We start from the raw sequence: 24,877 nt of genomic DNA on the forward strand, positions 1-24,877 counted from the left end.
TATGAAAAAAATACTGATATTTTTAATGAGCGCGGCAGTTGCGGTATCCTGCAGCGACGATATCTTCGACGTGGACCCTTCGGGAAAAGTCTCTTCGGAGACCCGTGACGAGGTGGCCAAGGAGGACCCGGACAAGGTGCTTCAGGGTATCGAGGCGTCCATTTACACCCACTATGCCACCTATTACAAGAACGATCTTCAGTGGCTGACCGGTTTCAAAGGGTTCGAACTTGCGTTCGGCATGGCCGGGCAGGACATGACCCTGCTGCTGCAACACAGCATGAACCTTTACATGTACATCAACGACTACTGGCAGGAGGAGTATACGCCGACTATCAACGTGTGGAACATGTTCTACATTCCGATCGCCACGGCCAACGAGATTCTCGCGACGGCGACCCTCGACGCTTCCGCCGAGTCGGAGACGATGAAGGCCTACCGCGCCCGTGCGCTGACCTCCCGCGCGTTCGGCTACTACCACCTGATCAACGTGTACCAGTATCCCTACTCGGCGGCGAACAAGGACCTTCCGGGCGTGCCTCTGGCCACCGAGGAGACCCTCGGCCAGAATCTGCCGCGCGCCACGATGGAGCAGGTCTACAAACGCATTACCGACGACCTGGACGAAGCGCTGCGTATTTTCGAGGAGATCGGATACGACGACACCGGTTCCCGGACCGATTTCGACGCCAGCGTGGCCGCCATTCTGCGCGCCCGTGTCGCATTGGTCATGGAGGACTGGGGGAAAGCCGTCTCGCTGGCCGACGATATTCTGGCCAAATACACGCTCGTCTCCAAGGAGAACTACAACAGCGGCTTCAACCGTATCGAGAACGTTCCGAGTCTGATCTTCGGCTTCAAGATGACGGCCGACAACTGCCAGACATGGGCTACCTGGTGTTCGCAGATGGACCCCTACATGAGCGGTTATGCGGGTATGTGGGCCGAGCGTCCGATCCACTCCTACCTCTATGCGCGTCTGAATCCGACCGACGTGCGTCGCGGCTGGTGGCTCAACAAGACGGACAATCCGGACCCGGACGCTGCGACGAGCGGTTATGCCTGCCTCCTGCCTTCCAACCTGCCCAATACGCTTGCTTCGGGCGTGAAAGCGCGTTCGGAGTACGTTTCGGTCAAGTTCCGCAGTTACAACGGCGACTGGAACAATACCGATCTGATCTATATGCGCGCCGAAGAGGCCGTCTTCATCAAGGCTGAAGCCGAGGCGCACAGCAACATCGCCGCGGCCAAGAAGACGCTCAAGGATTACGTGACGACCTACCGCGATCCGGGTTACGACATCACGGCCGCTTCGCTCGACGATGTCGTCGAGGAGATCATTCTTCAGAAACGTATCGAGATGTGGATGGAGGGCGCTCTGGAGTGGCTTGACCGTCGGCGTCTGAATATGCCGATTGATCGTCGGGACGATGCCGCGATGACGGCGGCAGGCGTTGCGAACAACCACATTTACAAAGCCATGTGGGAGCAGAACGAATCCGGCATGCGGTTCCAGCTGCCGCGTTCCGTCGTGATTGCCAACCCGGAAATCGGCGAGGCGAACCAGAATAAAACGAATTAAGCGTCTCTGTATCAAGCCTGTTAAGTCCGCTGTCCGTTTGGGCAGCGGACTTTTTTCTGATTTCCGGGTCGGTCGTTTTTTGCCGGGCCGGGAAAAATTTACCGACAAAATTGCATGAGGCATTTGCAGTATTAAATTTTTTGCTTATCTTTGCACCACGATAACAGGGAATACCCCGTTTTTCGCGGATGGTGCCATAGCTCAGTTGGTAGAGCAAAGGACTGAAAATCCTTGTGTCCCCGGTTCGATTCCTGGTGGTACCACTTAAAAATCAACGACTTGCAGAAATGCAGGTCGTTTTTCTTTTCCAGTCGGCGCTCACCGCTACTCTGCGGGAGTCGAACGGGGCCGGATTTGCAGCGCATACGGTGCACATTCGGAAGACGGGGGCGATCCGAAGACCGGGGCGTGAAAACTGTGACGAACGGTCCCCGGCATCAGCTTTTTCGCCGCTGTTCCGGTTGTTTTCGCTGCTTTATACAACAATTTTTTTATTTTTGCATATTTCAAAAAGGCCGAAAAGTGGCTTGAATGGATTTGTATTCGTTATGCTTCCGGCAACTACACGCTTGAAGGTGTCGTTTTAGTCGCTGTGCTACAAGTGTGTAGTAAAAATTGAGTGCATAATTGCGGAAATTTGCATTATGAAACGGCAGCGGCGTAATGAGATTCTGGTGAAACAAGTCGTGGATCGGCTGAAAACAGTCCGCCGGGAGAGAGGCCTTACTCAAGAAAATGTCTGGTTCGACACCGACCTGAACATCGGGCGGATCGAAAGCGGAAGGCATAGCATTTCACTGACGACGCTGGCTGATTTGTGCGATTATTACAATGTTCCTCTGGAGGATTTCTTCAAGAAGATAGTGACGCGCTGAACAGTGAAATGAAAGAACCCGGGGAGTGGAGCCTCGGGTTCTGTTTTTTGTGTCGGAGTGTTTTCAGATTCGTTTTTCGTAAGCCAGCCGTTCGCCGCTCCGGTAGACGACTTTCCCGCAATAGGTGAATCCCGTGCGTTCGAGCAGCCGCAGCATGGTCTGGTTGTCGAAGTTGGTGTCGATGCGAAAGGCTTTGACGCCGCGTTCCTGTGCGAGTGTCTCCACACGGTGCAGGAATTCCGCCGCCACGCCGCGGCCCCGTTCCCCGTCGGCGACCGCTATGCGGTGCACCAGCACGTACGGCTCGTCGGTGAGCCATTGTCCGTCGATGGCGTCGTAGGCCGGTTCGCCGTCGAACACCACCGCGCCGTAGGCGATCACTGAAAGCGGGCCTTCCACGCCGGGTTTGCACAATACATAGCCGCGGTTGCGGCCGATGTCTGCCGAGATATGTCCCGGGGCGGGATAGCCGTCCTGCCACTGGCGGCTGCCTGCCGCGTGCATCCGGGCCTGTGCCTGGCGGATGATCTGCATGATGCGGTCCGTTTCGCAGGACTGTGCCTGCCGGAAAATCAATTCGTTGTCCATGTTGCAAAAATAGGAAAATATTTGAGACGCCATACTGTCAGGACATTTTTTCTGCCTTTTCGGAAATTTTGTGCCGCGTTTGTGACAATTTATGACATTTTTTCAGTTTCTCCGAACTGGCATAGGATTTGACCGTATCGGATACGAAAGCGCTTCATAAGAGGCGCGGAGATGAAACGAAATGTTAAACCAAATAAAACCAAGGAGGACAAAACTATGGTACCTGTAAGACGTAATCAGAACTGGCTGCCGAGCATTTTCAACGATTTTCTGGGCAACGACTGGCTTGCCGAACGCCACAACACCACGGCTCCGGCCGTCAACATCATCGAGGATGAGAACGAATACAAGGTGGAAGTCGCCGCCCCGGGTATGACCAAGGAGGATTTCAAGGTGCATATCAACGAGGATAACGAGCTGATCGTCACGATGGAGAAAAAGGCCGAGCAGAAGGAGGAGGACAAAAAGAAGGGCACGTATCTGCGCCGCGAGTTTTCCTACACGAAATTCCAGCAGAGCCTGCTGCTGCCCGACAACGTCGTGCGCGAGAAGATCGCGGCCAAGGTCGAGAACGGCGTGATGACCATCGAGATTCCCAAGAAGAAAGAGACGGAAGCCGCCGTTGCGGCCCGCCAGATCGAGGTCAGATAGCCTGCGGCCATTCTATGATGGGGAGGGAGAATCCGTTGAACGGGTTCTCCTTTTTTTGCGACGGCCGCAGTGGGCGACGGGCCGCTGGCGGTCAGCGGGTATGCGGAACGGGCGGCCGAGAGGTCGCCCGTCGTTTGTCAGCGTTCGAGGTGGAGAATGGGGTAGGGACGACCCGACGGGTCCAGGGCGTCGCGCGAGACGACGCGGAAACCCATCCGTGCGTAGAATCCCGCGGCCTGCGCGTTCTGTTCGTTCACATCCACGCGTCGCACTCCGCAATGGACCGCGACGTGCTCCACGAGTTCGCGCCCCAGACCTTTCCCGCGCGCGGAGGGCGCGACGAACAGCATTTCGAGCCGGTCGGCTCCGATGCCCGCAAAGGCTGCGAATCCGTTTCCGGAATCCCTTATGACATAGATTTCCGCAGCCGGAAGCGCCTCCTGGCGCACCATGCGGCGGAAAAAGGGGATGTCCTCCGGAGCCAGAAAGTCGTGCGGGGCGCGTACCGACCTCTCCCACAGATCGGTAAGTGCGTCGAGTTCGTGCGCAGTCGGAGATGCGAGACGCTCGATCATGATTATAAGATCGTTACGGGTTGTTTGCGCCGGGTGAAGCTGCGTGCGAGGGCTGCGGCGAAGGGGGTGTGGAAACTCCGAGCTCCGACCGGACATCCCTTGACGCAGGCGCAGCAGCGGATACAGCGCGCAGGGTCGGTGTGCGCCTCGTCGCCCCGCGCGATGGCCTGCGTCGGGCAGATCGCGGCGCAGCGGCCGCAATGGGTGCAGCGGTCGGCATCGCATGCGGGCAGGTAGACGACCGGGTTTTTCTTCTGCCGGCGGCGGTAGCCCACGACGAAACGGATGAAGCGCAGCATCGGCACGAGCGGCGTGTGCACGTCCTTCAGTTTTGCGGCGTCGACCGGGGCAGGCGTTCCCGCCGCGAGTTTTTTGCGCACCGCGGCGCCGAACTCCGCGGCCCGGGCGAGGTCCTGCGCGTCGGGGCGTCCTGCGGCGACGGGGGTTTCGGGGGTGCTGTACGAGTGCTCGCCGACGAATGCCGCTGCGGCCACGGGGACGAATCCCTGCCGGGCGGCGAGCGCGGCCAGCTCCGCGGCGGCCTTTTCGAAGGCCCGGTTGCCGTAGACCGCGATCACCACGGCGGGCGTTCCCGAGCCGCGGAGCGTTTCCAGTCTTTTTGCGGCCGTCGGGGCCACATGTCCCCCGTAGACGGGGGCGGCGATGACCGCCACGGCGCCGGCCGACAGTGCGGCGGAGTGTGCCGCGGCGTGCGTCAGGTCGATGGTTTTCAGGGCGGCGGCTTCGGTCCCGGCGTCGGAGGCGATGCTCCGGGCTACGGTCTCGGCGATTTTTTTCGAAGTGCCCGTCGGCGAGAAGACGACGGTGCAGACGGTTTCCGGTTTCATGGCGTTGGGTGTTGACTTGCGGGCAAAGATAATCAAAAATCCCGTGCCTCGGACCTTCTGTTGCAGATTACGGCTCTTTGGCTTATATTTGCCCCGCAACTTTAAACGACAGATTATGAGGATCAAAACTTTTGAAATCCGCGTCGACCCGGCTTTCCGGGAACACGACGAGCGGACGGTGAACGAATTCCTTTCGGCCGTCCGCGTGCCGCGTCTGCACTGCGGATGCCTGCGCAGCCGCAGTGCGTGGATGCTGCTTGTCATTTTCAACGAGGAGACCGCCGACGAACCCGCGATGCGCGCCGCGCTGGTCGGCAGGCACCTCCCCGCGGGGGCGGAACTCACGCCCGGGGAGTGCGAACGCTTCGAGGCGCTCCGCGTGTGGCGCGACCGGCGTGCGGCCGAAATGGGCTGCAAGCCCTTTGTCGTCGCCTCGAACCGCGACCTGCTCAACGTGGCCCGGAGCGGAGCCGCCTCGCCTGCCGACCTGCTTTCGATCGCGGGATTCGGTTCCCGCAGAGCCGAACGCTACGGCGAGGAGATCGCTGCCGTGCTCGGTTCGGTCGCAGAGGCGGATTTCGACTGAATGTCCGGAAGTGGGTTCGTGCCGGAAAAACGGGTGCGGACCGGAATTTTTTTCTATATTCGCTGCGATACAACTAAATTTTGGGAAAGATGAAAACGAAACTGATTGCCTGTGCGGCGCTGCTGATGGCGGCATGCTGCGGAAGTCCGTCGGCCCGAAAGGCCGCGGCGACGAAAACCGAAGTGAAACACGGCCCGGAGATCGTTCTCGCGGCCCCCGACACCGTGGGTGGGACGAGTGTGAACGAGGCGCTGGCCAACCGCCGCTCGTGGCGCGAATATGCGGCCGCGCCGCTGACGCTCGAAGAGCTTTCGGGCGTGGTGTGGGCCGCCGCCGGCATCAACCGCCCCGGCACGGACCGCCTGACGGCTCCTTCGGCGCTGGCGCTCTATCCGGTGCGTGTCTATGCGTTTTTCGCCGAGGGCGTCTATCGCTACGACGCCCGGGCGCATAAGCTGGTGCGCGTGCTGGAGGGCGACCGCCGCAAACTGACCGGGATGCAGGACTTCGTCTTCGCCGCGCCGCTGAATCTGGTTTATCTGGCGGACCGGACGGTATACGAGGACCGGAATATCCCGGCGGAGCACGTCCGCTACCTCTGCGGGCAGGATGCCGCGGGCTATGCCGAGAATGTCAACCTCTACACGGCGGGGCACGGCCTGCGCTCGATCACGCGCGGCAGCGTTCCCGAGGCGGAACTGCTGGCGGCCCTCGGGCTGGAGCCGGTGCGCTGGTTCGTGGCGTTGGCGCAGACCGTCGGCAAATAGGCCTTCCGGCCGGCGGGAAGGGCGACCCCTGCGAAAGGGCCGCCCTTTTTCGTGTCGCCGATGGACCGGCCGGGGCTTGTCTCCGCGCTTCGGACGTCGACCGCCTGAAGGCCGGCTATCCGATGCGTCGGGTGCGGCCCGACGCCCGAATCCGGGGCTGGCGGCTACTCGTTGCCTTCTCCGAAATAACGCCACAGCGGCGCGGCCATCAGAGCCTGCCGGATACGGTCGGTGCGGAGCAGTTCCAGCACCTCTTCGCGCGTCAAGAGGTGCACGCGCAGGTCCTCCGTCGGGTCGAGATGCTGTTCGCCGAGCGGTTCGACGCCCGTGGCGAGGTAGCAGTAGGTGAGGTTGTTCTGTGTGGCGGGGTTGGCCGAGAGGGTCGTCAGCAGACGCCACTGGCCGCTGCCGTAGCCCGTCTCTTCCATCAGTTCGCGCTGCGCGGCTTCGAGCGGCGAGGCGTCCGACGGCTCGGTGACGCCGGCCGGAATTTCATACGAGGTTTCGCCCAGCCCGTGGCGGTACTGGTCGATCAGCACGAACCGTCCGTCGCGGGTGACGGCCGTGACGTTGATCCAGTCGGGATATTCGAACACATAGTAATCCGGAATGCGGCGTCCGTCGGGCAGTTCGAGGCTTTCGTGGCGCACGGTGAACCACGGTTTGCGGGCGAGATATTCGCTCGTGAGGACTTTCCATTTGCGGTTTTTCGGATTTTCCATCATTGTAATGCTTTCGGATAGGGCAAAAATAGTGTTTTTTTGTTATATTTGCGATTCAAGAAATTTGCCGATCATGCTATCTCAAGCCGAACGCAACCAAATCATAGACCTCATCAACCGGGAGGTGGTCCCCGCCATCGGGTGCACCGAACCGATCGCCGTGGCATTGTGCACGGCCCGTGCCGCCGAAACGCTGGGCGGGGAACCCGAAAAAATCACGGTGCGCCTGAGCGCCAATATCCTCAAGAACGCCATGGGCGTCGGAATCCCCGGCACGGGGATGATCGGACTGCCGATCGCCGTAGCCCTCGGGGCGCTGGTGGGGCGTTCGGAATATCAGCTGGAGGTGCTGCGCGACGTGACGCCCGAAGCCGTCGAACGCGGTCGCCGCATGATCGACGGGCGGCGCATCGCGATCTGCCTGAAAGAGGACGTCGATGAAAAACTCTATATCGAGGCGGAGGCCGAAGCCGCCGGCCATAGGGCCGTGGCGGTCATCGCCGGGGGACATACCTCCTTCGTCTTCGTCAGCCGCGACGGCGAGACGCTGCTCGACAGGCGGACCCCGGCGGCGGGCGGCGGGGAGGAGGTGGACGTGCCCCTGACCCTCGCGCGCATATGGGATTTCGCCATGACCTCGCCGCTGGACGAACTGCGCTTCATCCTCGAAACCAGCCGCCTGAACAAGGCCGCCGCCGAACGCTCCTTCGCGGGCGAGTTCGGTCACTGCGTGGGCCGCACGCTGTGCTGCGACCGCGAGCGGAAGGTGATGGGCGACAGCATCTTCACACGGATACTATCCTACACCTCCGCCGCCTGCGACGCCCGCATGGCCGGGGCGATGATCCCCGTGATGAGCAACTCGGGAAGCGGCAACCAGGGCATCGCCGCGACGCTGCCCGTGGTGGTCTACGCCGAGGAGACGCACGCCTCGGAGGAGCAGATGATCCGGGCGCTGACGTTGAGCCACCTCACGGTCATCTACATCAAGCAGAGCCTGGGACGTCTGTCGGCGCTGTGCGGCTGCGTGGTGGCGGCCACGGGATCGAGCTGCGGCATCACCTACCTGATGGGCGGCGGCTACGGCCAGGCGGCCGCGGCCGTGAAGAACATGATCGCCAACCTGACGGGCATGATCTGCGACGGAGCCAAGCCCAGTTGTGCGATGAAGCTCACGAGCGGCGTCTCGACGGCCGTGCTGTCGGCCATGATGGCCATGGACGGCCATTGCGTCACCCCGGTCGAGGGCATCATCGAGGAAGATGTGGACAAATGTATCCGCAACCTCACCGCCATCGGCCGCGACGGCATGAACGAGACCGACAGCCTCGTACTCCGGATTATGACCAATAAATGCTGACTATGAAATATCTTACACTGAAAACCCGTCTGCTGGCCCTGCTGCTGCTGGCCGCGACCTGCGCCGCTGCGCAGCCCACCCCTGCCCAACTGGCCTCCCGTCCCGAACTCACCGCGAGCATCTACCACTCCTACGAGTACCTGCCCGGTCCTGCCGCTCCGGTTCCCGACGGCTACGAGCCGTTCTACATCAGCCACTACGGCCGTCACGGAAGCCGCTACCACTCGAAAGAGGAGGCTTATGCCGAGCCGCTCGCCGCGCTGCGCAAAGCCGACAAGGCCGGGGCGTTGACCCCCAAGGGCCGCGAGGTGCTGGCCAAGGTCGAGACGCTGGCCGCCGATGCCTGCAAACGCTACGGCGACCTTTCGCCCCGCGGCGTACAGGAACACCGCGGCATCGCCGAGCGGATGTTCGCCGCCTATCCCGGGGTTTTCTCGACCGACGGGGGCCGCGTGTGCCGTATCGAGAGCCGCTCGACGCAGGTTCCGCGCTGTATCTTGAGCATGGCGGCTTTCAACGAACGTCTCAAGGAGCTGAATCCCGCGATCCGCGCCACGCGCGATGCGAGCGCCCGCGATCTTTGTTATCTGGCCAACGGACCCTCGCTCAAGGCAAGCCGCGGGGCCGCTTCGGCGGTTGCGGACAGCCTGACCCGCGTGCGTGTGAACCCCGACCGGTTCGTGAAGTCGCTCGTCACCGACCCCGGGTGCATCGACGAGCCGCTGGATCTGATGGAGGATCTTTTCATGCTGGCCGCCATCACGCAGGACGTCAGCCATCTGGGCATCGAGTCGTTCTATGAAATCTTCACCAGAGAGGAACTCTATGCGCTCTGGGAGTGCGAGAACGTCCGCCGTTACCTGATCATGGGACCTTCGGCCCGCTTCGGCGATCCGCTCGTCGCCGATGCCAGGCCGCTGCTGCGCAATATCGTCGAGACGGCCGACCGCGTCGTTGCGGGGGAATCGGACCTTTCGGCCTCGCTGCGGTTCGGTCACGACACCTATGTGGTTCCGCTGCTGGCCCTGCTGCGCGCCGAGGGAGCCTATGCCCGCGTGGAGTCGCTCGACGACGTAGCTGCGGCGTGGAACGCCCATACGGTGACGCCGATGGGAACCAACGTCCAGTTCATCTTCTTCCGCAATCCCGAAACGGGGGACGTGCGCGTCCGCGTACTGCATAATGAGCGCGACGCCAATCTGCCCCTCGCCGGAGGCCCTTACTATCCGTGGAAAGAGCTGAAGAGATACTGTGAAGCGTTGTATGGAGCGGAAAACTGAAAAAGATGACGAATTGATTTGGTTTTTGGGCGGAAATGTATATCTTTAAGCGATCAAACGTTTGAACCATGTACATTTCCAGACTGGCATTCGTGCTCGCGGCATTGTCGGCCGCGTCGTGTATCGACAAGGATGTCGACAATACCGAATTTTATGAAAAGTATGCCAGGGGATTCGACAACCGGACGACCGTGGCGGTGAATATCGCTTCCGAGGTTGCCGGCGAGTATTATGCGGTCTATTTCGGGAATCCCTACGATGGGGAGTCGCTTGTGAAACAGCCTGCATTGACGGGTTTTACGCCTGTTTCGACCACGCTCGACGTGCCGAAGGACGTTGAAAGGCTGTATGTCGTGGCGCAGGGCGAGATGAAAAGTTACGAGGTGGGGAACCTGTCGATCTCGGCCGCTGCCCGGCCCGGCCCGCAGACCCGCGCCGCCGATGTGAATCCGGTCAGCGCCCGGGTTATGACGGCCGTCAACAGCATCTATTTTCCCGAAAAGACCAATAACGTCCGGGGCGACGACCTTTTCAAGTGCACCGACCTGGTGATCGACCGGACGCCGAGTTCGGGCGATTTCGACGAGGCGGAGATCTGGCTCACGTTTCTCGGCGACGGCGGCTGCCGCCATAGCCAGCTTTTCGGCAAACTCTGGTTCTACACCTATCCCTCTTCGAAACAGGATGGGCTGACGCCCGGCGACTGCACCTTTTACGGGGTGAAGAACGGCGAAGTGGTCGCGATTCCCTATTCCGAGGTCCGGGCGCAGCGCAGCTGGGTTTTCTACACCCGGGAGGAGTTCTCGTCGAATATCGCCTCCTACAAGCGTTACAAACTGGGCGTATTCCCCAAGGGGTTGAACCTCGGATTCGTTTACATCGGCAACAGCACGGTGAGCAACGGCGGATTCCGTTTCACCACGCTCCGGCTCAATGAGCGCGTGCAGGATTATACGCTGACGTACCAGGACGACAAGAAGACGTTCCGGATCGTCGACCGGCATCTGGCCAACGGTTATATCTGCCACGTCACGGAGGGTGATTTTCAGGGCAACATCCTCGGCATGGAGAACCGCGTGGTGACCGAGAGCGCGAAATACGACGGCGACTACAACGACATTCTCTGCATGATCGAGAGCAACCCGAGGACCATCGCCCCCGGCGAGGAGGTCGAGATCGGCAACAGCGGCAACAAGGACCCCGAGGAGATCGCCTGCAAGACCTCTGTCGGGCTTTACCTGTTCGAGGACAATTATCCGTACCGCGGCGATTTCGACTTCAACGATGCGGTGGTTCAATGTGAGATCAGGGATTACTACCAGTCGAAAAACCGGGCCAAGCAGATCACCGTGCAGCTGATGGCGACCGGATCGCATATGTCCAACAGTTTCGGATTCCGGGATTCGAAGGGTTTCCAGCCGTTCCTTTCCGGCCTGAAGGGCTATCGGAACGTCTATGCGGCGCAGGCTTTCGAGCCCGTCGGCGAGCCTGTCGTGCAAACGCTTTACGGCGACGTGGTCCCCTGTCTGAAAAACGAATCGGAGTATTATATCTATCCGTCGAGCTTCAATACGGCGGAGTATCCCAGCGTGCTGGACATTCCGCTTTCGGACCCCGACGACGCCTCGTGGAAGTTCGAATGGCCGCAGGAGATGCAGAGCATCGACGACTGCTACTGGTTCCTCAAAAGCGCTTCGGGCGGTTCCCGTGAAAAGGACTGGTACAAGCGTCCGAAGGATGCGACCCTGCTGTTCGGGCGTTGACGTTCCCGGTTTGTGAGCGGCTTTCCGCACAAACTGTTAAACGGGGCGGATGGACTGTGCGTGACGTACGTTCCATCCGCCCCGTTTTTTTCGGTGCGCGAATCTCCTCATTTGAATTTGGGACCAGGCGGAGGCTCTCCCGCATATTTGCCGCTTGCGGCATGAAGGGCTTTCCGGAAAGCCGGGATGCCCGGTTTACGGGGCTGTCCGCCGCTTTGGCGGCGACCGTGTGATGCGACTGCTGTGGCGGCCCGTTGTTCGCGCGCAGCCTCCGACCGCTGTTGTAACGACGGCGGGAAGGGGGCGGAAATGCCTCCGGTCCGGTTCGGAACGCGAGGGCCTGCCGGCTATTTAGTGGAAAATCGTTTTGACGATGATGCCTGTGGCTCCCTGGTGGCGGGTGGTGTAATCCTTGGCGATGCGGCTGGTTTTCTGCAGGAACTCCTCGTTGTCGCGCAGGGGCACGAACCACGTGCGCAACTGCTCGTAGTCGGTCACCGACCGGGCGGCGCCGAGCGTCACCAGATCGCGGGCCTCCTTGAATTTTTCGTAGTTGGGACCGAAGGCCACCGGAAGTCCGAACGTCGCGGCTTCGAGCGTGTTGTGAATGCCGACGCCGAACCCGCCGCCGATATAGCTCCAGGTGGCGTAGCCGTAGACCGAGGCGAGAATCCCCACCGTGTCGAGGATCAGCAGCTGCCGCGAACCGTAGGTCGTGCGGGGCGTGCATTGCGTGTAGCGCAGCGCGCCGCCTTTGGTTTCGGCCATCAGCCGTGCGATACGCGACTCGTCCATTTCGTGGGGGGCGACGACGAATTTCACGTCGGGATTGTCGTTTATCAGCCGGATCAGCAGCTCTTCATCCGGTTCCCATGTCGATCCTGCCACGAACAGGCGGTTGTCGCCCTTGAAGCGGTCGATGACGTCGATGCGTCTGGCCGCGCGGGCGATCTCCGCCACGCGGTCGAAGCGCGTGTCCCCGGCCACCAGCACGTTGTCGAAGCCCAGCGTCGCCAGCAGTTTTTTCGACTCCTCGTTCTGCACGAACATCACGTCGAACGACTCCAGCGCCTGTCGCCACATGCCGCCGTAGGGGCGGAAAAAGACCGAATTGCGGCGGAAGATGGCCGACACGACGTAGGTGCGGATTTTCCGGCGGCGCAGTTCGCGGAGCAGGTTGAGCCAGTACTCGTATTTGACGAAGATGGCGATTTCGGGGTGCGCGGCGTCGAGGAAGCGGCGGGCGTTGCCCGGCGTGTCGATCGGGAGGTAGAAGATGTAGTCGACGCCCTTGTAGTTCTTGCGGATTTCGTAGCCCGAAGGCGAGAAGAAGGTCAGAAGAATCTTGTATTCGGGGTGCGTCTTGCGAAGCTGTTCGATGATGGGGCGGCCCTGTTCGAACTCTCCGAGCGACGCGACGTGTATCCAGATGATCCTGTCCGTGGGGGCGATTGCCTCCCGCATGCGGCGGAAGAGGTCTTTGCGGCCTTCGATCCAAAGGCGGGCCTTCGGATGGCGTGGCGCCACGAGACGGATGGCCCAAACGTAGAGAATCAGACCGAAATTATAGAACCACATCGGTATTTACGGTGTTGAGTTTTCAGTTTCTAACGCCCGCGCCCGGTGACCCGACGTCAGGCTGTTCTTTTTCAGTCCGGCAAAGATAGTACAATTTGTCGGAACTGCAAAATTACCAATTGTATTCCAGCGCGTTTTCGATCAGTTCGACGCGGACGCTGCCGTCGGCGGCGGCTTCGGCGGCCGCCAGATCGAACTGCACTTCGCCCTCCCAGCCCACGGTGCGCAGGTAGCAGGCGGCGGCGCGCGACAAGGCCCGGAACTTGCGCTGCGTGGCGGCTGCCTCGGGAGGCGTGAGCGACCCGGAGCGCCGGGTCTTGACCTCCACGAAATGCAGCACGCCTTCCCGGCAGGCCACGATGTCCAGCTCGTAACGGCCCTGCCGCCAGTTGAGCGCGCAGATCTCGTACCCCGCACGTCGGAGGTATTCCGTCGCGGCGCGTTCGCCGGCCCGGCCCGTTTCGGCTGCCGCGGTCATCAGTGGATGATGCGTTGGATGGTGTTGGCGCGCTCCATGGCGTTTTTCAGCCCCTCGGCGTCGTCGCGTTCGAGCATCCGGCGCATGATCTGCAACTGGTGTATGTGTTCGCGCAGCACGTCCAGCACGTTGTATTTGTTGCGCAGCAGGATCGGGACCCACGTTGCCGCCGAACTCTTGGCCAGGCGCACCGTGCTCTCGAAACCGCCGCCCGCCAGGTCGAAGATGTGACGCTCCTCGCGCTCCTTTTCGAGCACCGTGAGCGCCAGCGCGAACGAGGTGACGTGCGAGATGTGCGAGACATAGGCCGCGTGCAGGTCGTGCTCTTCGGGGTCCATGTAGACGGCCGGACTGCCCAGCGTGCGGAAGATGCTTTCGACCGTGGCCAGGGCGTCCTTGTCGCTCCGCACCGTGTCGCACAGCACGACGCTGCGGCCCGTGAACGCGCCCCGCTGGGCGGCTTTCGGACCGCTGTACTCCGTACCCCACATCGGGTGCGCGGCGACGAAACGTCCGCGGCGGGCGTGCATCGAGATCACCTCGCACAACTCGCCCTTGATCGAACCCATGTCCATCACCACCTGCCTGCCGCCCGCGCGGTTGAGCGCCTTGACAGCCATCAGCGGGATGGTGTCGACGGGGGTGGCCAGCACCACGAGATCGGCTTCCGGAACACCCTCCTCGAAACTCACGATCCGGTCCGCAAGGCCCAGCTGCAACGCCTCGGCGGCGTGTTCTTCGGAGCTTTCGACCCCGAGTATCTCCTCTGCGATGCCGTGGTCGCGAAGGGCCAGGGCGAACGAGCCTCCGATAAGGCCCAGACCCGCAATCAGTACTTTCATAAAACGATATACCTATTTATAATAAAAAAGACAGGTCGCCGCCCGGTTCGACCTCGAAGGTTTCGACTCCTTTGCGGAACATCCGCATCGGGCGTCGGCCGATCAGCTCCAGTTTCCCGTCCTCGCAGCGCAGCATGCAGCCTTCGCGCAGTCCGGCCACCCAACGGCGCGGATTGGCCTCGATATACTCCAGGATGCGCTGTTCGCGGGTCTCCCCGGCGTGCCCCGCGGGGTTGGCGTCGAGGTAGTGGGGGTTGATCTGGAATTTGACCGCTCCGATGGCTTTGAACGACTCCGGTTCCACGATGGGCATGTCGTTTGTTGTCGAGATCGTCGGGCAGCAGACGTTGCTGCCTGCCGACCAGCCCACGTAGGGCGTTCCGGCCTTGATTTTGCGGAGGATGGCCGTCATAAGCCCCTGCTGCTGCATCTTTTTGGCCAGGGCGAACGTGTTGCCGCCCCCGACGCAGATCGCTTCGGCCCCGCGGACGAGGGCGGCGGGGTCCTTGGCCCGGTGGACCGAACGCACGCGGATGCCCAGTTCGGCGAAACGCGCCTGCACCTTTTTTTCGTAATCGGCGTAGGAGAACGTGACGGCCGCGTAGGGAACGAAGACGATTTCGCGCACCCCGTCGAGAAAACGCCCTATCTCTGGCAGCGGATAGCGCAGGTATTCCTCGCCGGCATTGGTCGAATTCGAGATCAGAAGCAATTTCATAAGGTTGTGGTTTTGAATGTATTAATTAAATTTTTGTGCTAAATGTCGAAAAAGTTGTGAATAAAAAAACAGGCCGTTTTGTCAAAAGTAATAAAAAAAGTGTTACTTTTGCGCAAAATTGCTCTGGAAATGTAAAAGAACTATTTCCAAATAATTGTTTAACTAAAAAATTAAAATTATGTCAGAAGTTCAATCAAAAGTTGTCGAGATCATCGTCGACAAACTGGGTGTCAAGGAGTCGGAGGTAGTCCCCGAAGCAAGCTTCACCAACCACCTGGGCGCAGACTCGCTCGACACTGTAGAGCTGATCATGGAGTTCGAGAAGGCTTTCGATATCCAGATCCCGGATGAGGACGCTGAAAAGATCGCTACCGTCGGCGACGCGATCTCGTATATCGAGGAACACAAGAAATAATTTCCCTTAAACAACGTTTCACGGCTGATAAAGCCTTAAATTTATGACAGGAAGAAGAGTAGTTGTTACGGGCATCGGTACGATAAACCCGCTCGGTAATAGTATAGAGGAGTATTTTTCGAATCTGGAGAAGGGAGTCAGCGGTGCCGCACCCATTACTCATTTCGATGCCGAAAAATTTAAGACCAAGTTCGCTTGTGAAGTAAAGAATTACGATCCGACCCAGTATTTCGACCGTAAGGAGGTGCGTAAGTACGACCTCTTTACACAGTATGCTCTGATCGCGGCCACGCAGGCCGTGGAGGATTCTGCCCTCGATCTCGAGAAGGTCGACAAGGAGCAGGTGGGCGTTATCTGGAGTTCGGGCATCGGAGGAATCAAATCTTTCTTCGATGAGTGTCTGGGCTGGGCCGCCGGGGATGGAACCCCGCGGTTTAGCCCGTTTTTTATTCCCCGCATGATTTCCGATATCGCAGCCGGTTTCATCTCCATGAAGTACGGCTTCATGGGTCCGAACTACTGTACGGTGTCGGCGTGCGCTTCGTCGAACCACGGCATCACGGCCGCCTTCGACGCCATCCGTTACGGCAAGGCCGACGTCATGGTGGCCGGCGGTTCGGAGGCTGCGGTCAACGAGCCTTCGGTCGGCGGATTCAACTCCATGCAGGCGCTTTCGACGCGCAACGACGATCCGCAGCACGCTTCGCGTCCCTTCGATAAGGACCGCGACGGCTTCGTGATCGGCGAGGGCGCCGGTGCGCTGATCCTGGAGGAGTACGAGCATGCCAAGGCGCGCGGCGCGAAGATCTATTGCGAGGTCGTAGGCGGAGGCGCTTCGGCCGACGCTTACCACTTCACGGCTCCCCATCCCGAGGGCAAGGGCGCCATGAAGGCGATGCGCGACGCCATCAAGGACGCTGGCATCGCTCCCGAGGATATCGACTATGTGAACGTGCACGGAACCTCGACCCCCGCGGGCGACATTCCCGAGCTGAAGGCCGTGGCAGGCGTTTTGGGCGACCATGTTTACAACGTCAACATCTCCTCGACCAAATCAATGACGGGACACCTGCTGGGCGCTGCCGGCGCCGTGGAGGCTCTGGCGTGCATTTTCGCGCTGACGCACGGCGTGGTTCCCCCCACGATCAACTGCGAAAACCGCGATCCCGAGATCGACGAAAAACTGAATCTGACGCTTAACGTGGCGCAGAAGCGCGACGTGAAGTGTGCGTTGAGCAATACGTTCGGATTCGGCGGTCACAACTCGACGGTTATTTTCCGCAAACTCTGATCCCTGTAACGTCCGCGCCGTGATTGACTTTTTACTGCGTCCTATCCGACGGAATTTCGGGCGTGACCGGGCATATTACAGAATTGTCGACGATCTGTTCGGATTCATTCCGCACAACGTCGAACTCTACAAGCTGGCTTTGATTCACAAGTCAGCTTCTTTGGTTTTGGAGGACGGCCGCGCGATCAACAACGAACGTCTGGAATATCTGGGCGACGCTGTGATCGAGGCCGTGACTTCGGACTATCTGTTCATCGAATACCCCGACCGCGACGAGGGCTTTATGACCCAGCTGCGGTCGAAGATCGTCTCGCGGCAGTCGCTCAACGCGCTGGCCGTGAACCTCGGTCTGGATGTCCACGTGATTTCGAACGGCGGCACGGGCATTACCCAGAAGCATATCTACGGCGACGCCTTCGAGGCGATGATGGGGGCGGTTTACCTCGATCAGGGGTACGAGTTCGTCAACCGGCTGCTGATCAATAACATTTATTTCCGTTTCCTGAATCTGGAAGAACTGACCGAGTCGGAGAGCGATTTCAAGAGCCGCCTGATCGAGTGGAGCCAGAAGAACCGCCACCAGGTCGAGTTCCGCACGGAGCACGACAAGGAATACGCTTCGAACCATCCGGTTTTCTACTGCACGGTGCTGGTCGACGGCATGGAGGTCGGCCACGGAGCCGGGGATTCGAAGAAGGAGGCCGAACAGCGTGCGGCGTTCTCCGTGTCGCAGTACATGAGCGACGAGCAGTGCGCTTCGCTGCTGGACAAGGTCGACCGTCTGGAAGGCACCCGTTCAGGAAGCGGGTTTTAGAGGGCGGTGGCAATCCGTTGCATTTCCGGTCCTGTTCTGCGCCCGCCCGGCAGATGGGGATTCGGACCCGGTTTCAAACACCCTCCGCAGGCGGCTGTACCGGCTTGCCGGGATGAAAACGGTATGAATTCGTATATAGTCACTTTCTGCTTTTATGAAGAATATCCTCGATAAAATGGCGTCGCGGGGCGTGGAGGCCTTGAGCGACCGCGAGCTGCTTGCCCTGCTCACCGACGACGAACAGTTGGCCGAAGTGGTGCTGTCGGCTTACGACGGTTCGCTGGCGCGTATCGGCGACCAGCCCGAAGCCCGCCTGCGCATGGTCGGGGGACTGGGCCTGAAACGGGCGCGGATGCTGTTGGCCGCGGCGGAATTCGGACGGCGGGCTGTCGCTTCCGGGGGTTCCGGGAGCGATTTCATCAATACGGGCGACGATGTGGTGCGGCTGTTCCGGCCGCAGCTGGAACGCCTCTCCCACGAGGAGTGCTGGGTCGTCTACCTCACCTCGTCGAACCGGGTTATCGAGCGTTACCGCATCAGTCAGGGCGGGGTGACCGGCACGGTCGTCGACCACCGGCTGATCGTCAAACGGGCGTTGGAACTGCTCGCCACGCAGCTGATTCTGGTGCACAACCACCCTTCGGGAACGCCCGAGGCGAGCGGGCAGGACAAGACGCTGACCGAACGTGTGGCGCGCGCCGCGGCGTTGTTCGACATCCGGCTGCTGGACCACATCATCATCGCCCGCGACGGCGATTTCTCGTTCCTGCGCGAGGGGCTGATGGGGCGGTAAGGGTTCCGGCAGGTAAGATGAACGGCGGTCCTTGTCGGACCGCCGTTCGGTTTTTGGGAGAAAAGCCCGTCAATAGAAGATCTGGTGCGTTTCGATTTCTGTGTAGCCCCGTTCGGGGATGACTGTCTCCTTGCCGTCTTTTTTCTGGAAACACTCCACCTCCTGAATCCAGATAGCCTCGGTAACCCGTCCGCCGACTTGCTTCCATTCGATCCGCTCGTCCAGGGTTCTGAAACTGATAAACGATCCGTCGGGCAACTGCTCGACCACGAACTCGCTCTCGTCCGGGTTCGTGTTCGTCAGATGGGCGCTGCGGTTGCCCAGCCGTCCGATTCCGGAGAGTACCGACCCCATGAAGAAATCGGCGTCCTCGATGTCGGGACATACGTCGAACAGGAGCGCGTTGAGGTCGAGGTTGCACAATGCGGGCGTGTTGGGCCGGTCGGCGTGGTATTCGAATTCGTAGCTGAAATCGACCTCCTTGCCCTGGTAGATGTCGAGACCGGTGAGGTCGTTGCCGGTCCAGCGGCAGACCGTGCGCGGGTAGTAGTGATATTCGTCGCCGCTGTATGTGCACTCCTTGCAGCATCCGTTGCCGTCGTAGGCGAAGGTCCAGCGTTCGGGACCGTTGTCGCTGCGTGCGGCGACGGCGCGCCCTGCATCGTCGAGCGTAACGGTGTACGATCCCTTTTCGGGCGATTCCGTCGTTTCGGCGGACAGTTTCAGGGTCTTGGCGTCGGGATAGCTGATCCGGAGGACCTCATCCATGGCGTCGGCCGAGTTTTCCGGGCTGTCGTCCCATTCGTAACACGTGAGGCGTCCGGCATCGTCGTATGTGAAGCGGCTGGTCGAAGTCCATCGTTCCGGGTCCGAATCGCCGCTGTTTCGGATTGTCTGCTGGCGGCTGTCGATGCGCATTATCCGGTTGGCCGGTGTCGATTCGATGGGGTCGTCCGCGCCCTCCTGCGTGACGGTGATCTCGATCTTCGACGTGCCGCACGTGATGACGATTGTCGCCGTGCGCGACGCTCCCGACGTGTTGGGTTCGAGGGTGATTTTCAGCGTGTAGCTGCCTGCCGCATCGCCGCGGTCGGGCGAAATCGAAATCCAGGCGGGCGCTTCGGCGCGGGTCTCGGCGATCGTCGAGGTCCATGCCCCTTCGGTGGTGAAGGTCACGCCCCGTGCGCTCTGCGTGTCGTCGGCGGAGACCGTCTGTTCCAACTGGCGCGTGTCCGGAACCTTGATCTGCCCGAAATCGCCCGAGTAATCCTTGTCGTCGCTGCATGACGCGAGCAGCGCGGCGGCGATGAACGCCATGAAGAATTTTGCTGTTTTCATTTCGTTTATTTTGTTTAAAGGGTTGTTCCCGTCCCGGTAAACAAAAGGCGCAGGCAAGATTTCGTATCCACAGGTGAGGTATTGGACGACCCGAACGGTAGAATAGGGAAATATGCCCGCGCTGAAAACAGCGAAGGCATCACCTTTGTTCCTTATCGTTCTGTGAAAGTGTCCAATTTTCACCCGTAAGAAAAAGCCGATGCGCTTTTTATTGTCGTATGTCGGCGGCCCTCGCAGGCTGCCGATACAAATATAGAAATAAAATCCCGATCGAAGACCCTTGTTGTCATTTATTTTGTATTTTTGTCATTTGGAAAAACAGTAAACAACAGAGAATACGATGACTCAGGAAGAACTTTTCAAAAAGCTGGTAGCGCACTGCAAGGAGTACGGATTCGTGTTTCCTTCGAGCGAAATCTACGACGGTCTGGGAGCCGTGTACGACTACGGTCAGAACGGCGTGGAGTTGAAGAACAACATCAAGCGATATTGGTGGGATTCGATGGTCAAACTGCACGAGAACATCGTCGGCATCGACGCCGCGATCTTCATGCATCCCAAGACGTGGGAGGCCTCGGGCCATGTGTCGGCCTTCAACGACCCGCTGATCGACAACAAGGATTCGAAGAAGCGTTACCGCGCCGACGTGCTGATCGAGGACTGGCTGGCCAAACAGGATGAAAAGATCGAAAAAGAGGTCGAGAAGGCCCGCAAGCGTTTCGGCGAGTCGTTCGACGAGGCCAAATACCGCGAAACGTCGCCGCGCGTGGCGGAGACCGCGGCCAAACGCGACGAGGTGCACAAGCGTTTCGCCGATGCGCTGAACGCCAACGACCTTGCGGAGCTGCGCCAGATCATCGTCGACTGCGAGATCGCCTGCCCGATCTCCGGCACACGCAACTGGACCGAGGTGCGGCAGTTCAACCTGATGTTTTCGACCCAGATGGGTTCTACGGCCGAAGGCGCCAATACCATCTACCTGCGTCCCGAGACGGCGCAGGGTATCTTCGTCAACTTCCTGAACGTCCAGAAAACCGGGCGCATGAAAATCCCGTTCGGCATTGCGCAGATCGGCAAGGCCTTCCGCAACGAGATCGTGGCCCGTCAGTTCATCTTCCGCATGCGCGAGTTCGAGCAGATGGAGATGCAGTTCTTCGTGCGCCCCGGAACCGAAATGAAGTGGTGGAACGAGTGGAAGAACACCCGCATGGCCTGGCACCGTGCGCTGGGCTTCGGCGACGATGACTACCGCTTCCACGACCACGATAAACTGGCCCACTACGCCAACGCCGCGACGGACATCGAATACAACTTCCCGTTCGGGTTCAAGGAGGTCGAGGGCATCCACTCGCGCACGGACTTCGACCTGGGCAGCCACCAGAAGTTTTCGGGCAAGAAGTTGCAGTACTTCGATCCGGAGACGGGTGAAAGCTATGTACCCTATGTGGTCGAGACGTCGATCGGCGTGGACCGCATGTTCCTGCAGGTGATGTCGGCGGCCTATACCGAGCAGACGCTCGAAGGCGGCGATTCGCGCGTCGTGCTGAAATTCCCGCCCGCATTGGCTCCGGTCAAGGTGGCCGTGCTGCCGCTGGTGAAGAAGGACGGCATGCCCGAAGTGGCGCAGAAGATCGTCGACCTGCTGAAATACGATTACAATGTCGTTTACGACGAGAAAGACTCCGTCGGCAAGCGTTACCGCCGTCAGGATGCCGTCGGTACGCCGTTCTGCGTGACGGTCGACGGCCAGACGCTGGAGGACGGGACCGTGACGATCCGCCACCGCGATACGATGGCCCAGGAGCGCGTCAAGATCGAGTCGCTGCACGCGATGGTCGACGAGGAGTGCTCCTACCGCAAGTTGTTCAGGACGCTGAACCTCTGATTTGGGACGCATTCTTGCCATAGACTACGGGACCCGGCGCACGGGAATCGCCGTGAGCGATCCCCTGCGCCTGATCGCCGGAGGGCTGGAGACGGTCGAGACGAAGGGGCTGGAGGCCTGGCTGGCAAAATATTTCGCCCGGGAGGACGTTAGTACGATAGTCGTGGGGAAGCCTTCGCGGATGGACGGCACGCCCTCCGAGACGTGGCGATTCATCGAGCCGCTGGCCGGCCGCCTGCGGCGGGCGTGGCCCGACAAGGAGGTGGTTTTCTACGACGAACGCTTTACTTCGGTGATGGCCCACCGCACGATGCTCGAAAGCGGCATCGGCAGGATGGCCCGCCGCGACAAGGCGTTGGTGGATAAGATTTCGGCGACGATTATCCTCCAGTCCTATATGGAAAGCATTTCCTGTCGATAATCCGGACGCGACGCGATAAGCCCCTCCCGAGGGAGGGTTTTGGGGTGGGGTCAGACTTGTAAACGCGGTCGTAGACCGCGATAACGGCGGGCGAAAGCAAGATTGCCTGCGAAAAATTGTTTATAGATTTTGTTATGATATACCCGATTGTAATTTACGGAGATGAGGTGCTGCGCCGCAAATGCGAGCCGATTGCGCCCGATTACCCCGATGTGAAAAAACTCGCCGAGGACATGTTCCTCACGCTCGAAGAGGCCGAAGGCGTCGGACTGGCTGCGCCCCAGATCGGCAAGGACATTCGTCTGTTCATCGTCGACTGCACTCCGTGGGCCGAGGAGGACCCGTCGTGCGCCGATTACAAGCGCGCTTTCGTCAATCCCGAGATTTACGAATTTTCCGAGGAGAAGAAGACCTATAACGAGGGCTGCCTCTCGTTCCCCGGGATTCATGCCGACGTGGCCCGCTCGCTGTCGATCCGCATGCGCTACATGGACACCGACTTCGTCGAGCACGACGAGGAGTTCACGGGACTCAAGGCGTGGGTCATCCAGCACGAATACGACCACATCGAAGGCGTGGTCTTCACCGACCGGATCGCACCGCTTCGCCGCCAGTTGCTCAAGAGCAAGCTGCTGAACCTTGCGAAGGGGAAATACCGCTGTGCCTATAAAACCAGATAGCATGAAAAAACTTTTCGCTTTTGCATTCGCCGCGATGATGCTGGCGGGATGCGTCAAATCGCCCCTCGTAGGCGGAATCTATACCGATGTGAAGGACGGGCTGGCCGTGACGGGCAACGCCGGGTCGAGCAAGGTCGGCACGGCCGAGGCCAAGGGATATGTAGGCGTCGTCGCCCTGGGCGATGCGAGCATCCAGGCTGCGGCCCGCGAAGCCGGTATCACGCGCATCCACCACGTAGACTACCAGGCCAAGTCCTATGTCGGCGTCTACACGATCTACACGATCATCGTCTACGGTGACTAAACGTCTCCTGCTGGCGGCTGCCCTCTGCATCGCCGGAGCCTCGACGCTCCCGGCGCAGAATATCCGCAACCATTACGTCTCGAAAGCCGAGACCGACGGGGTGATCTACCACACCTTTCCCGTGACGCTTTTCGAGAACCGGGAAGCGGGCGACCTGACTTTCGACATCACCTACAAGGAGCATCGCGGCGGGCGCGCCACGATCAATTTCACATGCCGTATGGCGCAGGCCGTGCCGGCCGATTCGGTGCGTTTCGCGGCGGATGCGGCGGTGATGTCCGGCCCGGTGGACAAACTCTACCTCGAACCGGAAAAGAAGCAGTGGAAGCACCGGTACACCTTCGATGCCGACGGGTCGGAACTCTGCGGCTTCTTCGACGAGCGGGCTTTGCCCGAGGTGACGGTTTACGTCGGGGGAAAGCCGTACGTTTATCGCGCCAAACGCTCCGCATGGCGCAGTTACGCGCCGATAGGGTATCGGATATTCGATATGATTCGTGTAAACGAACAGTAGTTTTCGGTTCTCGCGGGCATCTTTCGCCCTGCTTTGTCCGGTCCGGACGGGAAATGCGGTTGTATCTCCTGTCCGGACCGGACTGCGTTATGGCGAAATCCGCTTCGGGACACTCAAAAACGGAGGGTTGTCGTTTCTCGGTGCACGGCGCTGCGTCGCGCGGGCCGGAAGCGATGCATCCAGCCTCGTGCGCCGGCGTCAAAAGGGTGCGGTATTAAAAGGATGTAACGACTTGATTTATCGAGTCGTTAAATTTTTGTATAGGATAATAGGTAACGAGAAAGCAACGGTTTATTTTCAACTTATTGCGCTCAAATACCGCATTTCAAATAACCTATCACAAGATACGAAAAATTTGCAGACCGGGCCAATTTGCTGAAAACGGCTGCGTGCATTATTTACCAAGTATTACAAATTTAAGATCAATGGAATATTAAATTTTGCCTATATCTTACGGCATATTTTTCAGATCTCATATCGAACTGAACTTCCGACCTTTCAGAAGTTCGGCGCATTCAATAAACAGCTGTTTCGGAACATTACCGTTCAAAGTTATTTTTCCGACATAGCGGTTTTCTAAGCAGTTCTCCGAGGCTTCGATCTCAATGTCATTGTCGTTTTCGAGGTGAATTGTCGCTTTTCGGAACAGCGGCGAACCGACGGCGTATTCGTCTGCACCGGGGCACATGGGATAGAACCCGAGAGCCGAGAAGACATCCCACGCCGAGGGCTGTTCGTTATCCTCGTCGCTGCAATAACCGTCGGGCTTGGTCGAATAGAAATGGTCCGTTCCATATTTGTTATTATGAAGTGAATGAAGCCGGAATGTTGTCGGAATTGCAATTACTCCCAACGGATTCAAACCACAAAAAACTTGTAAATCTGATTAGTAAGAAGCCTTTTAACCAATGTACTACAGGGAAATAATGCAATACATACTCAAATCATCCACTCTGAGTCACTTTGCTCCAAGCTTTCGAATGTGAAGCTTTCAATTTGCCCTCCTCGACCACAGCAATGACTAAATATTCATTCTGTAACGAACTGTACGATACGGATAGGCGACCAATTGGGCGGTTATGAGGCATCGGACTTTCTGTGAACAAAAACGGAAGGTGTCGATCAGTCGGTACAGACCGTGACCCTGCAGTTCTCGCACCGATGCAGCAAGTTTGGGCATTAAACTCGTTAAGGGCTTGTCGTAGGAAG

General features: G+C 59.4%; 27 protein-coding genes and 1 tRNA gene. 18 read left to right on the forward strand and 10 right to left on the reverse strand.

What is annotated here, in order from left to right:
• The first annotated feature begins 25 nt into the window (after window positions 1-25).
• From BHV64_RS01590 to BHV64_RS01600, 3 genes are all read left to right on the forward strand, one after another.
• Window positions 26-1,582, forward strand: coding sequence for a RagB/SusD family nutrient uptake outer membrane protein (locus BHV64_RS01590; RefSeq protein WP_217727637.1), 1,557 nt, complete (start codon window positions 26-28; stop codon window positions 1,580-1,582).
• A gap of 190 nt (window positions 1,583-1,772) precedes the next feature.
• Window positions 1,773-1,845 (forward strand) — tRNA-Phe (locus BHV64_RS01595).
• Between the two features lie 381 nt (window positions 1,846-2,226).
• The gene (locus BHV64_RS01600) at window positions 2,227-2,457 is read left to right on the forward strand and encodes a helix-turn-helix domain-containing protein (RefSeq protein ID WP_288115514.1); all 231 of its coding nucleotides are present in this window, start codon (window positions 2,227-2,229) and stop codon (window positions 2,455-2,457) included.
• Between the two features lie 63 nt (window positions 2,458-2,520).
• On the opposite strand, the gene BHV64_RS01605 is transcribed toward BHV64_RS01600, so the two are convergent.
• On the reverse strand, window positions 2,521-3,045 hold the full coding sequence (locus BHV64_RS01605) for a GNAT family N-acetyltransferase (protein WP_022062033.1): 525 nt from the start codon (window positions 3,043-3,045) through the stop codon (window positions 2,521-2,523).
• Window positions 3,046-3,261: 216 nt separating this feature from the next.
• Between BHV64_RS01605 and BHV64_RS01610 the strand changes: the two genes are divergently transcribed.
• Window positions 3,262-3,696 (forward strand): Hsp20/alpha crystallin family protein, encoded by a 435-nt coding sequence (locus BHV64_RS01610; protein ID WP_015546665.1) that lies wholly within the window; start codon window positions 3,262-3,264, stop codon window positions 3,694-3,696.
• A 137-nt stretch (window positions 3,697-3,833) separates the two neighbouring features.
• On the opposite strand, the gene BHV64_RS01615 is transcribed toward BHV64_RS01610, so the two are convergent.
• Both BHV64_RS01615 and BHV64_RS01620 read right to left on the reverse strand, forming a co-directional pair.
• Window positions 3,834-4,271, reverse strand: coding sequence for a GNAT family N-acetyltransferase (locus tag BHV64_RS01615; protein WP_217727792.1), 438 nt, complete (start codon window positions 4,269-4,271; stop codon window positions 3,834-3,836).
• A gap of 2 nt (window positions 4,272-4,273) precedes the next feature.
• Complete coding sequence (locus BHV64_RS01620) at window positions 4,274-5,119, reverse strand: 4Fe-4S dicluster domain-containing protein (RefSeq protein ID WP_118406607.1); 846 nt, start codon at window positions 5,117-5,119, stop codon at window positions 4,274-4,276.
• Window positions 5,120-5,234: 115 nt separating this feature from the next.
• On the opposite strand from BHV64_RS01620, the gene BHV64_RS01625 reads away from it, so the two are divergent.
• The gene (locus BHV64_RS01625) at window positions 5,235-5,705 is read left to right on the forward strand and encodes an HRDC domain-containing protein (RefSeq protein ID WP_288115515.1); all 471 of its coding nucleotides are present in this window, start codon (window positions 5,235-5,237) and stop codon (window positions 5,703-5,705) included.
• 89 nt (window positions 5,706-5,794) lie between these two features.
• Window positions 5,795-6,472, forward strand: coding sequence for a SagB/ThcOx family dehydrogenase (locus tag BHV64_RS01630; protein WP_288115516.1), 678 nt, complete (start codon window positions 5,795-5,797; stop codon window positions 6,470-6,472).
• A 164-nt stretch (window positions 6,473-6,636) separates the two neighbouring features.
• Here the strand turns inward: BHV64_RS01630 and BHV64_RS01635 are convergent, their stop codons facing one another.
• Complete coding sequence (locus BHV64_RS01635; protein ID WP_288115517.1) at window positions 6,637-7,194, reverse strand: NUDIX hydrolase; 558 nt, start codon at window positions 7,192-7,194, stop codon at window positions 6,637-6,639.
• A 73-nt stretch (window positions 7,195-7,267) separates the two neighbouring features.
• Between BHV64_RS01635 and BHV64_RS01640 the strand changes: the two genes are divergently transcribed.
• The 3 genes from BHV64_RS01640 (at window position 7,268) to BHV64_RS01650 (ending at window position 11,597) form a co-directional block, all read left to right on the forward strand.
• On the forward strand, window positions 7,268-8,554 hold the full coding sequence (locus BHV64_RS01640; RefSeq protein WP_288115518.1) for an L-cysteine desulfidase family protein: 1,287 nt from the start codon (window positions 7,268-7,270) through the stop codon (window positions 8,552-8,554).
• Window positions 8,548-9,834: a histidine phosphatase family protein gene (locus BHV64_RS01645; RefSeq protein ID WP_253092553.1), complete on the forward strand. Its 1,287-nt coding sequence runs from the start codon at window positions 8,548-8,550 to the stop codon at window positions 9,832-9,834. Before BHV64_RS01640 ends, BHV64_RS01645 begins: the two co-directional genes overlap by 7 nt.
• A gap of 68 nt (window positions 9,835-9,902) precedes the next feature.
• Window positions 9,903-11,597: an LruC domain-containing protein gene (locus BHV64_RS01650; RefSeq protein WP_288115519.1), complete on the forward strand. Its 1,695-nt coding sequence runs from the start codon at window positions 9,903-9,905 to the stop codon at window positions 11,595-11,597.
• Between the two features lie 351 nt (window positions 11,598-11,948).
• On the opposite strand, the gene BHV64_RS01655 is transcribed toward BHV64_RS01650, so the two are convergent.
• From BHV64_RS01655 to pepE, 4 genes are all read right to left on the reverse strand, one after another.
• Entirely contained in the window at window positions 11,949-13,175 is a 1,227-nt protein-coding gene (locus tag BHV64_RS01655) for a 3-deoxy-D-manno-octulosonic acid transferase (RefSeq protein WP_022061735.1), read from the reverse strand.
• Window positions 13,176-13,287: 112 nt separating this feature from the next.
• Window positions 13,288-13,653, reverse strand: coding sequence for a YraN family protein (locus BHV64_RS01660; RefSeq protein WP_015546675.1), 366 nt, complete (start codon window positions 13,651-13,653; stop codon window positions 13,288-13,290).
• Window positions 13,653-14,495 (reverse strand): prephenate dehydrogenase, encoded by an 843-nt coding sequence (locus tag BHV64_RS01665; RefSeq protein ID WP_195636991.1) that lies wholly within the window; start codon window positions 14,493-14,495, stop codon window positions 13,653-13,655. Before BHV64_RS01665 ends, BHV64_RS01660 begins: the two co-directional genes overlap by 1 nt.
• Before the next feature lie 16 nt (window positions 14,496-14,511).
• Window positions 14,512-15,213 (reverse strand): dipeptidase PepE, encoded by a 702-nt coding sequence (pepE, locus tag BHV64_RS01670; RefSeq protein ID WP_022061736.1) that lies wholly within the window; start codon window positions 15,211-15,213, stop codon window positions 14,512-14,514.
• Between the two features lie 178 nt (window positions 15,214-15,391).
• Here pepE and BHV64_RS01675 point away from each other — a divergent pair, with 178 nt between their 5' ends.
• The 4 genes from BHV64_RS01675 to BHV64_RS01690 all read left to right on the forward strand — a co-directional run bounded on the left by BHV64_RS01675 (window position 15,392) and on the right by BHV64_RS01690 (window position 18,526).
• A complete protein-coding gene (locus BHV64_RS01675; protein WP_015546678.1) occupies window positions 15,392-15,628 on the forward strand; it encodes an acyl carrier protein in 237 nt (78 codons plus the stop codon).
• A 43-nt stretch (window positions 15,629-15,671) separates the two neighbouring features.
• The gene (gene fabF / locus BHV64_RS01680; protein WP_015546679.1) at window positions 15,672-16,919 is read left to right on the forward strand and encodes a beta-ketoacyl-ACP synthase II; all 1,248 of its coding nucleotides are present in this window, start codon (window positions 15,672-15,674) and stop codon (window positions 16,917-16,919) included.
• A 34-nt stretch (window positions 16,920-16,953) separates the two neighbouring features.
• Entirely contained in the window at window positions 16,954-17,733 is a 780-nt protein-coding gene (gene rnc, locus BHV64_RS01685; protein WP_083810279.1) for a ribonuclease III, read from the forward strand.
• Window positions 17,734-17,887: 154 nt separating this feature from the next.
• Window positions 17,888-18,526 (forward strand): JAB domain-containing protein, encoded by a 639-nt coding sequence (locus tag BHV64_RS01690; protein ID WP_022061738.1) that lies wholly within the window; start codon window positions 17,888-17,890, stop codon window positions 18,524-18,526.
• Window positions 18,527-18,595: 69 nt separating this feature from the next.
• Here the strand turns inward: BHV64_RS01690 and BHV64_RS01695 are convergent, their stop codons facing one another.
• The gene (locus BHV64_RS01695; RefSeq protein ID WP_254886412.1) at window positions 18,596-19,864 is read right to left on the reverse strand and encodes a BACON domain-containing protein; all 1,269 of its coding nucleotides are present in this window, start codon (window positions 19,862-19,864) and stop codon (window positions 18,596-18,598) included.
• Between the two features lie 340 nt (window positions 19,865-20,204).
• Between BHV64_RS01695 and BHV64_RS01700 the strand changes: the two genes are divergently transcribed.
• The 5 genes from BHV64_RS01700 to BHV64_RS01720 all read left to right on the forward strand — a co-directional run bounded on the left by BHV64_RS01700 (window position 20,205) and on the right by BHV64_RS01720 (window position 23,668).
• Entirely contained in the window at window positions 20,205-21,749 is a 1,545-nt protein-coding gene (locus BHV64_RS01700; protein ID WP_015546682.1) for a glycine--tRNA ligase, read from the forward strand.
• Between the two features lies 1 nt (window position 21,750).
• Entirely contained in the window at window positions 21,751-22,170 is a 420-nt protein-coding gene (gene ruvX, locus BHV64_RS01705) for a Holliday junction resolvase RuvX (protein ID WP_022061741.1), read from the forward strand.
• 134 nt (window positions 22,171-22,304) lie between these two features.
• Window positions 22,305-22,850: a peptide deformylase gene (gene def, locus BHV64_RS01710; RefSeq protein ID WP_015546683.1), complete on the forward strand. Its 546-nt coding sequence runs from the start codon at window positions 22,305-22,307 to the stop codon at window positions 22,848-22,850.
• A gap of 1 nt (window position 22,851) precedes the next feature.
• Entirely contained in the window at window positions 22,852-23,154 is a 303-nt protein-coding gene (locus BHV64_RS01715; RefSeq protein ID WP_015546684.1) for a TRL-like family protein, read from the forward strand.
• Entirely contained in the window at window positions 23,147-23,668 is a 522-nt protein-coding gene (locus BHV64_RS01720) for a hypothetical protein (RefSeq protein WP_022061742.1), read from the forward strand. Before BHV64_RS01715 ends, BHV64_RS01720 begins: the two co-directional genes overlap by 8 nt.
• A 472-nt stretch (window positions 23,669-24,140) precedes the next feature.
• Here BHV64_RS01720 and BHV64_RS01725 read toward each other — a convergent pair whose 3' ends face one another.
• Window positions 24,141-24,530, reverse strand: a complete 390-nt coding sequence (locus tag BHV64_RS01725; protein WP_178846270.1) for a glycoside hydrolase domain-containing protein — start codon at window positions 24,528-24,530, stop codon at window positions 24,141-24,143.
• Between the last annotated feature and the right edge of the window lie 347 nt (window positions 24,531-24,877).

Origin of the sequence: Alistipes sp. 56_sp_Nov_56_25 (assembly GCF_001915285.1) — a bacterium.
In the GTDB taxonomy this organism is placed as follows: Bacteria; Bacteroidota; Bacteroidia; order Bacteroidales; family Rikenellaceae; genus Alistipes; species Alistipes shahii.

Bases quoted from the DNA above. Each gene is read 5' to 3' on its own strand.
- BHV64_RS01590 (WP_217727637.1), top strand. From the start codon at position 26: ATGAGCGCGGCAGTTGCGGTATCCTGCAGCGACGATATCTTCGACGTG.
- BHV64_RS01600 (WP_288115514.1), top strand. From the start codon at position 2,227: ATGAAACGGCAGCGGCGTAATGAGATTCTGGTGAAACAAGTCGTGGAT.
- BHV64_RS01605 (WP_022062033.1), bottom strand. From the start codon at position 3,045: ATGGACAACGAATTGATTTTCCGGCAGGCACAGTCCTGCGAAACGGAC.
- BHV64_RS01610 (WP_015546665.1), top strand. From the start codon at position 3,262: ATGGTACCTGTAAGACGTAATCAGAACTGGCTGCCGAGCATTTTCAAC.
- BHV64_RS01615 (WP_217727792.1), bottom strand. From the start codon at position 4,271: ATGATCGAGCGTCTCGCATCTCCGACTGCGCACGAACTCGACGCACTT.
- BHV64_RS01620 (WP_118406607.1), bottom strand. From the start codon at position 5,119: ATGAAACCGGAAACCGTCTGCACCGTCGTCTTCTCGCCGACGGGCACT.
- BHV64_RS01625 (WP_288115515.1), top strand. From the start codon at position 5,235: ATGAGGATCAAAACTTTTGAAATCCGCGTCGACCCGGCTTTCCGGGAA.
- BHV64_RS01630 (WP_288115516.1), top strand. From the start codon at position 5,795: ATGAAAACGAAACTGATTGCCTGTGCGGCGCTGCTGATGGCGGCATGC.
- BHV64_RS01635 (WP_288115517.1), bottom strand. From the start codon at position 7,194: ATGGAAAATCCGAAAAACCGCAAATGGAAAGTCCTCACGAGCGAATAT.
- BHV64_RS01640 (WP_288115518.1), top strand. From the start codon at position 7,268: ATGCTATCTCAAGCCGAACGCAACCAAATCATAGACCTCATCAACCGG.
- BHV64_RS01645 (WP_253092553.1), top strand. From the start codon at position 8,548: ATGCTGACTATGAAATATCTTACACTGAAAACCCGTCTGCTGGCCCTG.
- BHV64_RS01650 (WP_288115519.1), top strand. From the start codon at position 9,903: ATGTACATTTCCAGACTGGCATTCGTGCTCGCGGCATTGTCGGCCGCG.
- BHV64_RS01655 (WP_022061735.1), bottom strand. From the start codon at position 13,175: ATGTGGTTCTATAATTTCGGTCTGATTCTCTACGTTTGGGCCATCCGT.
- BHV64_RS01660 (WP_015546675.1), bottom strand. From the start codon at position 13,653: ATGACCGCGGCAGCCGAAACGGGCCGGGCCGGCGAACGCGCCGCGACG.
- BHV64_RS01665 (WP_195636991.1), bottom strand. From the start codon at position 14,495: ATGAAAGTACTGATTGCGGGTCTGGGCCTTATCGGAGGCTCGTTCGCC.
- pepE (WP_022061736.1), bottom strand. From the start codon at position 15,213: ATGAAATTGCTTCTGATCTCGAATTCGACCAATGCCGGCGAGGAATAC.
- BHV64_RS01675 (WP_015546678.1), top strand. From the start codon at position 15,392: ATGTCAGAAGTTCAATCAAAAGTTGTCGAGATCATCGTCGACAAACTG.
- fabF (WP_015546679.1), top strand. From the start codon at position 15,672: ATGACAGGAAGAAGAGTAGTTGTTACGGGCATCGGTACGATAAACCCG.
- BHV64_RS01690 (WP_022061738.1), top strand. From the start codon at position 17,888: ATGAAGAATATCCTCGATAAAATGGCGTCGCGGGGCGTGGAGGCCTTG.
- BHV64_RS01695 (WP_254886412.1), bottom strand. From the start codon at position 19,864: ATGAAAACAGCAAAATTCTTCATGGCGTTCATCGCCGCCGCGCTGCTC.
- BHV64_RS01700 (WP_015546682.1), top strand. From the start codon at position 20,205: ATGACTCAGGAAGAACTTTTCAAAAAGCTGGTAGCGCACTGCAAGGAG.
- def (WP_015546683.1), top strand. From the start codon at position 22,305: ATGATATACCCGATTGTAATTTACGGAGATGAGGTGCTGCGCCGCAAA.
- BHV64_RS01715 (WP_015546684.1), top strand. From the start codon at position 22,852: ATGAAAAAACTTTTCGCTTTTGCATTCGCCGCGATGATGCTGGCGGGA.